Source organism: Mesorhizobium sp. M7A.F.Ca.MR.176.00.0.0 (assembly GCF_004023165.1).
GTDB lineage: Bacteria > Pseudomonadota > Alphaproteobacteria > Rhizobiales > Rhizobiaceae > Mesorhizobium.
Window position 1 is genome coordinate 1 of sequence record NZ_RZTC01000186.1, and the last position, 6969, is coordinate 6969.

A 6969-nucleotide genomic window follows, 5' to 3' on the forward strand; every position below is an offset into this window, starting at 1 on the left:
GGCTCCCTTCCTCTCCCTCCGGAGGGGGGAGAGGTGGCGCTGCGAAGCAGCGACGGAGTGGGGGAAGCCGGTCCTTAAGCGCGAAGCCGCTGATAAGTGAGCACGACCAAACTGGTCCATACCGGGGAGTGTCGGATATCATGGTCTGGTAGGCGGAAGCGCAGACAATCGCTCCAGACGGCCAGCCTCCCGAATTCTCGAACGATCTCAGGGTTCGAGTTCGACATCCCAGTACAGATAATCCATCCAGCTCTCATGCAGATGGTTGGGCGGGAACAGGCGGCCATTGTTGTGCAGATCGTGCACCGTCGGCTGGAAAGGCTTCTGCAGCGGCCACATCTTGGCATGCGCCGGCATCATGCCGCCCTTCCTGAGGTTGCAGGGCGAACAGGCGGCAACGACATTCTCCCATGTCGTCGCGCCGCCGCGATGGCGGGGGATGACGTGATCGAAGGTCAGATCCTCCGGCGTGCCGCAATACTGGCACTGGAAGCGATCGCGCAGGAAGACGTTGAAGCGGGTGAAGGCCGGGTGCCTGGAGGGCTTCACATAGGCCTTCAGGCTGACCACGCTCGGCAGCTTCATCGAGAAGGTCGGCGAGGAGACGGCGTGCTCGTATTCGGCGACGATGTTCACCCGGTCGAGGAACACCGCCTTGATAGCATCCTGCCACGACCAGAGCGACAAGGGGTAATAGCTGAGCGGACGGTAATCCGCATTCAGCACCAGTGCTGGAAGCCCATCCGGAGATACGGCAACCGTCACGTGTTCACCTCCTTGGTTCTAGACCCGAACGGCGCGGATACTGTAAGCCCGACATGACAGGGATGTGAAGCGGATTGTCGCGTCGCCTAAGCGCCAAAAATGCATGATTTTTATGATTTTTTGCGGATTCAGGCCGGCGGCGCGGCGTCCCGCCCTCTGGTTTCGCGATAATAGGACCAGAAAAGCCGTGATGCGACACCTCGCCACGGGCTCCATGATTCGGCCAATGCGATCAGGGTTTTCTCCGGCGGACGCGGCTCGATGCCGAGCGCGTGGCCGACCGCGCTCTGCAGCGCGACGTCGCGCGCGGGGAAGATGTCGGGATGCCCGGCGGCGAATAAGAGATACACTTCCGCCGTCCACGGACCGATGCCGGACACCGCCGTCATCGTCGTGATCGCCTCCTCGGCATCGAGCGAACAGAGGTGATGAAGGTCGAGGCCGTCGACCACGGCCTGGGCAACAGCGATCAGGCCGCGCTGTTTGGGCCGCGACAGGCCGGCTTCGCGAAACATGTCCTCGCCGGCGGCCAGGATCGCCTGCGGCGTCAGCGGATCGACGAGCTTGGTCAGCCGGCCGAAGATGGCATCGGCACTGGCGCGGGACACTTGCTGCGAGACGACGATCGACGCCAGGCTTCGAAACCCCGGCTCGGACAGCCGCAGCGGCACCTCGCCGGCCATGCCGCGCACCTTTTCCAGGCGCGGGTCGATCACGCAAAGCGCATCGAGCCCCCGGGCAATGTCGTCTGATGTCACGATACGGCGCATGCTTTCTTGTTCCTCGACCGTCGACAGGGTAGCAATTGGCGAAGCGCCGCAAAACATGATTGCCGCCTGAGAGATGACACTCCTGACATTCCGCTTCGCGCCCAGCCCCAACGGCGACCTGCATCTCGGCCACGCCTATTCGGCGCTGCTCAACCAGAAGCTGGCGGCACGGGCGCACGGCCGCCTGCTGCTGCGCATCGAGGATATCGACACGACGCGCTGCACGCCGCAATTCGAGGCCGGCGTGCTTGCCGACCTGAAATGGCTGGGGCTTGGCTGGGAAGAGCCGGTGCGCCGCCAGTCCGAGCATTTCGCCGAATACCAGGCGGTGCTCGAGCGGTTGATCGCGGAGGAACTCGTCTACCCCGCCTTCATGAGCCGTGGCGAGATCCGCGCCTTCATCACCGACAGCGAAAAGCGTGGGCGCGACTGGCCGCGCGATCCCGATGGCGTGCCGCTCTACCCCGCCGTGGACAAGGCGCTGCCGCTGAAGGAACGCCAGCGGCGGATAGTCGAGAATGCGCCCTTCGCCTGGCGGCTGGATGTCGAGGCCGCCATGGCGCGTGTCGGCAAGGACCTGTCTTGGACAGAGTATTCCGACGAAACGCTTTCCGCGACGCGCTCCGTCGAAGCCCGCCCGCAGGACTGGGGCGACGTGATCTTGGCGCGCCGCGACATCCCGACCAGCTACCACCTCGCCGTCGTCATGGACGATGCGCTGCAAGGCGTCAGCCACGTCGTGCGCGGCCAGGACCTGTTTTCCGCCACCGGCGTGCAGCGCCTGCTGCAGCAACTCCTGGGGCTGCCGCAACCGGCCTATTTCCATCATCGTCTCATCCTCGGGCCCGACGGACGAAAGCTGTCGAAGAGCCTGGGCGATACCGGCCTTGCCGCCTTGCGCAATGCCGGCGCGTCGCCTGGCGATATCAGGGGGATGGTCGGGCTTTGAGCGCGGCGCGGCCAAGGTAACGCATGTCGAACTTGACGCCCGTTGAATTCCGGTGATGCATGGATCAATGGTTTCGTTTTGCACGCCGGGTTGAAGCGCAGTAGAGCAGCGCCACGGTCAACTCCCTCCAGTGCGGCGTCTGCGGAACATGCACAGCATCAAGCGGTTCATTCCCGCCACCTTCGTCGTCCTGTGGGCCACCGGCTTCATCGGTGCGCGCTACGCCATGCCGTGGGCGGAACCGTTCACCTTCCTCGCCGCGCGTTTCGTCCTCGCTGCCATCCTGCTGGCCGTCCTGATGCTTGTGCTTGGCTCGAAAAGAGCCACCCGCCAGGAGGCGCTGCATGCCACCGGCGCCGGCATCCTGATGCATGGCGTCTATCTCGGTGCCGTCTTCTGGGCCATCCACAGGGGCATGCCGGCCGGATTTTCGGCCCTGATCGTCGGCCTGCAGCCACTGATCACAGCGGTGCTTGCCGGTAAGTTTCTCGGCGAGGCGATCCTGCCGCGCCACTGGCTTGGCCTCGGCATCGGCCTCATCGGCATCGTCATCGTGCTGTGGCCGAAGCTCGGCGCGCTCGGCGGCGGCGTGACGGCAGCGACATTGACCGCCTCGCTGGTCTCGGTGCTCGGCATGAGCGCCGGCACCATCTGGCAGAAGCGCTTCGCCTCCGGCGGCGACCTCGTCGCGGCGACCATGTGGCAATATGTCGGCGGTGGTTCGCTGATGCTCCTCGCCTCGCTCGCCTTCGAAACCCACACGGTCATCATCAATGGCGAACTGATCTTCGCCATGGCCTGGCTGGTGCTGGTGCTGTCGCTCGGCGCCATCTTCCTGCTGATGGTCATGATCCGCGACGGCGAGATGTCGAAAGTGGCCTCGCTGTTCTACCTGGTACCGGCGGTGACGGCGGTCATCGCATGGGCCCTGTTCGACGAGCAGCTCAACGCCCTGCAGATCGTGGGCATGGCGATCACCACATTCGGCGTTGGCCTGGCAACGGCGCGGCAGACGAAGGGAAGAACTGTGGAATTGAGGAATTGAGGAATTGAGGAATTGAGGAATTGAGGAATTGAGGAATTGAGGAAGAAGCACAGACAGCGCCGGATATGGCCCGCTTTTTCTCCAATTCTTCAGTTCTTCAATTCCTCAATTCTACCTGTCATCCCACCCGCGCACGTGCCTCCAGATAGCGGCTGATCGCGGCATTGAGCTCGCCGCCAAGGATAAAGATCGCCGAGACCATGTAGAGGAAGACCACGGCGATCATGATCGAGGCCAGGCCGGCATAGGTCGTCACATAGGACGAGAAGTGGTCGAGATAGGTGGCGAAGATGGTCGAACCGATAAGCCATGCCGCCAGCGTGAAGACGATGCCCGGCACCAGCGAGACGAAGCGGCGCTTGCCCGCCGGCAGCCAGAAATGCACGGCAAACAATCCGCCGACAATGACCGCCGAAGCGATGACGTAACGCCACAGCGTGATGGTGCCCATATAGGGCTTGATCCAGTCGATATGGGCTTCGGCGATCCGCGCCAGCAGCGGCGCGAACACCAGGAGCACGCTGATCGCCAGGAAACCGGCCGTGGCGATGAGAACGAAGATGATGCTCTGCACCCGGCGGTAGATGATGCCGCGCGTTTCCGAAACGCGATAGGCGCGGTTGAGCGACGTGCGCAGCGCCTCGATGCCGTTCGACGCAAAATAGGCAGCAAGCACCACGCCATAGGTCAAAAGGTCGGTGCGCCGGACGGTCAGCACATTGAGCACTTCGCGCGCGATCGGCTTGGCGATCTGTTCGGGCCAGGTGTCGAAGACCAGATGCACGGCGGTGTCGGAGAACGCCTGCGCGCCGAGGAAGCTCGCCAGCGTCGTCGCGAAGATCAGGAACGGGAACAGCGCCATCAGCGATGTGATCGCCAGATGGCTGGCCATCGCCCAGCCGTCATCGGTGTTGAAATGGCCGAGCGCGTCGTAGAGGACCCGCTTGAGGGCTACGATCTTCCGCAACAAGAACCGCGCCCTCCAATTGTCTCCACGCCGGGAATATGGGAAGGGATTGCGGCAAATGGCAACCCTTGGCGAAACCACGAACAGTCCGGCGCGAAAGTTGCGCTCGATTATCATCACCGGTGCGTCTTCGGGAATAGGCGCGTACTGCGCCCGCGCGTTGAAGGCGGAAGGCTGGCGGGTGTTCGCAACGGCGCGCAGGCCGCAGGACATCGCCGCGCTCGAAGCCGATGGCATCGAGGCCTTCTATCTCGATTATTGCGAGCCGGACTCCATCGCCTCGCTGGTGACGGCGGTGCTCGACCGCACCGGCGGCCGGCTCGACGCCCTGTTCAACAACGGCGCCTATGCCCAGCCGGGCGCCGTCGAGGATCTGCCCGTCGCGGCGCTCAAGCAGCAGTTCGAGGCGAATTTCTTCGGCTGGCATGATTTGACCCGCCGGCTGGTGCCAGTGATGCGCCGCCAGGGTCAGGGCCGCATCGTCCATTGCTCGTCGATCCTTGGCCTCGTCCCGGTGCGCTTTCGCGGCGCCTATTCCGCGTCGAAGCATGCACTGGAGGCCTTGATGCTCTGCCAGCGCCAGGAACTGGCCGGCAGCGGCGTCCACGTTTCGCTGATCGAGCCGGGGCCGGTGAAGTCGAAGATCGCCAGCAATGGCCTCATTTGGTTTCTCAGCAACATCGACCACGAAAATTCCGTGCACCGCGTGGACTATGCGGCGCAACTCGAACGGCTGCGGGCCGGCGGCAGCCAATCGGCCTTGAAGCCAGGGCCGGAAGTCGTTCATGCGGCGCTGCGCCATGCACTTCTGTCGCGGCGCCCGCGACCGCACTATGTGGTAACATTGCCGGCCAGGATCGGTGCGGTGCTCAAACGCATCCTGCCGGCATCGATGCTTTACCGCCTGATGGCCAAACGCGCCTGAACGCCAAAACAACTGGAACGAAACAATGGCAACCGTCTTCAACATTCTCGCCATTCTGGTCATGGTCGCCGTTGCGGTCGTGCTTGTTCGTGGCCTCATCAATATGATGCGCGGCGGCTCCGGCGTCACATCGAACAAGCTGATGCAGGCGCGCGTCATGCTGCAGGCCGTGGCGCTGGTGCTGATCCTGCTTGCGGTGTATTTCACCCGCAAGTGAGGGATGTCGGCGGGGAGGCGAAATGGTCAAGCTCAACAAGATCTACACCCGCACCGGCGATGATGGCACCACGGGTCTCGGCACCGGCGAGAGGCGGCTGAAATCCGACCTGCGGGTAGACGCCTACGGCACGGTCGACGAAGCCAATGCCTGCATCGGCATCGCCCGGGTCCACACGGCCGCGATCCATCCCGCGATCGACGCCATGCTTTCCCGCATCCAGAACGATCTCTTCGACCTCGGCGCCGATCTCGCCGTGCCCGACGACGGCAAGCCGCTCGGCTATGAGCCGCTTCGGATCGTCGCCGTGCAGACCGACCGGGTCGAAAAGGACATCGACCTTCTCAACAAGGAGCTTCAGCCGCTCAAATCCTTCGTGCTCAATGGCGGCACGCCGGCAGCGGCGGCACTTCACCTTGCCCGCACCGTGGCGCGGCGGGCCGAAAGGCTGATCGTGGCCCTTGCCCAGGATCCGGACGAGCACGTCAACCGCGACGGTCTAAAATACATCAACCGGGTCTCGGATTTCCTGTTTGTCGCCGCCCGGGCGGTCAATGACAACGGAAACGCCGACGTGCTATGGGTTCCCGGCAAGAACCGCTGATTGTCGAAAGCGGAAGAGGGCCTGGGGCAATGTTCATCCCGCTTTACGACACCAACAGGCTGCGGCACATCAGGCTGCAATATGTGACGATCGGGCTGATCGTGGTCAATGCCCTGGTCTACCTCGCCACCGCGCTCGGCGGCGAGAGTTTCTCCAATGCCGCCGTGCTTGGCCTCGGCTTCATCCCGTCGGTCGTCCATGACACCGCCGAGCTTGATCCCCGTTTCATCGTCATCCCCGAAAGCCTGAGCTACCTCACCTATTCCTTCCTGCATGCCGACATCTTCCATCTCGGCGGCAACATGCTGTTCCTGTGGGTGTTCGGCGACAATGTCGAGGATGCGCTCGGCCACATCCGCTACCTCATCTTCTACCTGTTGTGCGCGATCGCCGGCGCCGCCTTCCAGGGCCTCGTCGCCTGGGATTCGCAGGCGCCGCTGATCGGTGCCTCCGGCGCCATCGCCGGAGTGGTCGTCGCCTATCTGATCCTTTATCCCAGGGTGAAGGTCTGGGTGCTGGCCTTTGCCCGCATCCCGCTGCGGATTCCGGCCTTCATCCCGCTCATCTTGTGGGTGCTGTTCCAGGTGGTGATGTTTGCCGCCGGCGGCGAGGACCAGATTTCGTGGGCTTGCCATATCGGCGGCATCATTGCCGGAGCCGTTCTTGTGCTCGTCCTGCGCAGCCGCGGCGTGTGCCGCTGTTTGCCGGCGCCGACGAGGACGTTGCG

The 6969-nt window shown here is 63.5% G+C and carries 8 protein-coding genes and 1 pseudogene; 6 read left to right on the forward strand and 3 right to left on the reverse strand.

Annotation, left to right across the window (positions count from 1 at the left end; translation table 11 throughout):
* Positions 1 to 207 precede the first annotated feature (207 nt).
* A complete protein-coding gene (locus EOB59_RS32915) occupies positions 208 to 765 on the reverse strand; it encodes an HNH endonuclease (protein ID WP_006328497.1) in 558 nt (185 codons plus the stop codon).
* A 128-nt stretch (positions 766 to 893) separates the two neighbouring features.
* Positions 894 to 1535 carry a DNA-3-methyladenine glycosylase gene (locus EOB59_RS32920; protein WP_127268792.1) on the reverse strand — a complete coding sequence of 214 codons (642 nt, stop codon included), beginning with the start codon at positions 1533 to 1535 and terminating at the stop codon, positions 894 to 896.
* Positions 1536 to 1608: 73 nt separating this feature from the next.
* Here EOB59_RS32920 and gluQRS point away from each other — a divergent pair, with 73 nt between their 5' ends.
* Together gluQRS and EOB59_RS32930 are read left to right on the forward strand one after the other, a co-directional pair.
* Positions 1609 to 2484, forward strand: coding sequence for a tRNA glutamyl-Q(34) synthetase GluQRS (gluQRS, locus tag EOB59_RS32925; protein WP_127397256.1), 876 nt, complete (start codon positions 1609 to 1611; stop codon positions 2482 to 2484).
* A gap of 148 nt (positions 2485 to 2632) precedes the next feature.
* Positions 2633 to 3529: a DMT family transporter gene (locus EOB59_RS32930; protein ID WP_128290172.1), complete on the forward strand. Its 897-nt coding sequence runs from the start codon at positions 2633 to 2635 to the stop codon at positions 3527 to 3529.
* A 118-nt stretch (positions 3530 to 3647) separates the two neighbouring features.
* Here the strand turns inward: EOB59_RS32930 and EOB59_RS32935 are convergent, their stop codons facing one another.
* Positions 3648 to 4499 carry a YihY/virulence factor BrkB family protein gene (locus EOB59_RS32935; protein WP_127270626.1) on the reverse strand — a complete coding sequence of 284 codons (852 nt, stop codon included), beginning with the start codon at positions 4497 to 4499 and terminating at the stop codon, positions 3648 to 3650.
* 55 nt (positions 4500 to 4554) lie between these two features.
* Here EOB59_RS32935 and EOB59_RS32940 point away from each other — a divergent pair, with 55 nt between their 5' ends.
* From EOB59_RS32940 to EOB59_RS32955, 4 genes and pseudogenes are all read left to right on the forward strand, one after another.
* Positions 4555 to 5421 (forward strand): SDR family oxidoreductase, encoded by an 867-nt coding sequence (locus EOB59_RS32940; RefSeq protein WP_128290173.1) that lies wholly within the window; start codon positions 4555 to 4557, stop codon positions 5419 to 5421.
* 25 nt (positions 5422 to 5446) lie between these two features.
* Complete coding sequence (locus EOB59_RS32945) at positions 5447 to 5638, forward strand: twin transmembrane helix small protein (RefSeq protein WP_013529428.1); 192 nt, start codon at positions 5447 to 5449, stop codon at positions 5636 to 5638.
* Positions 5639 to 5660: 22 nt separating this feature from the next.
* Positions 5661 to 6242 (forward strand): cob(I)yrinic acid a,c-diamide adenosyltransferase, encoded by a 582-nt coding sequence (locus EOB59_RS32950; RefSeq protein ID WP_127270629.1) that lies wholly within the window; start codon positions 5661 to 5663, stop codon positions 6240 to 6242.
* Between the two features lie 29 nt (positions 6243 to 6271).
* Positions 6272 to 6969: pseudogene (locus EOB59_RS32955) on the forward strand (rhomboid family intramembrane serine protease); the annotation flags it as partial.

Coding starts and splice junctions, on each gene's coding strand:
- EOB59_RS32920 (WP_127268792.1), bottom strand. CDS start 1,535: ATGCGCCGTATCGTGACATCAGACGACATTGCCCGGGGGCTCGATGCG.
- gluQRS (WP_127397256.1), top strand. CDS start 1,609: ATGACACTCCTGACATTCCGCTTCGCGCCCAGCCCCAACGGCGACCTG.
- EOB59_RS32930 (WP_128290172.1), top strand. CDS start 2,633: ATGCACAGCATCAAGCGGTTCATTCCCGCCACCTTCGTCGTCCTGTGG.
- EOB59_RS32940 (WP_128290173.1), top strand. CDS start 4,555: ATGGCAACCCTTGGCGAAACCACGAACAGTCCGGCGCGAAAGTTGCGC.
- EOB59_RS32945 (WP_013529428.1), top strand. CDS start 5,447: ATGGCAACCGTCTTCAACATTCTCGCCATTCTGGTCATGGTCGCCGTT.
- EOB59_RS32950 (WP_127270629.1), top strand. CDS start 5,661: ATGGTCAAGCTCAACAAGATCTACACCCGCACCGGCGATGATGGCACC.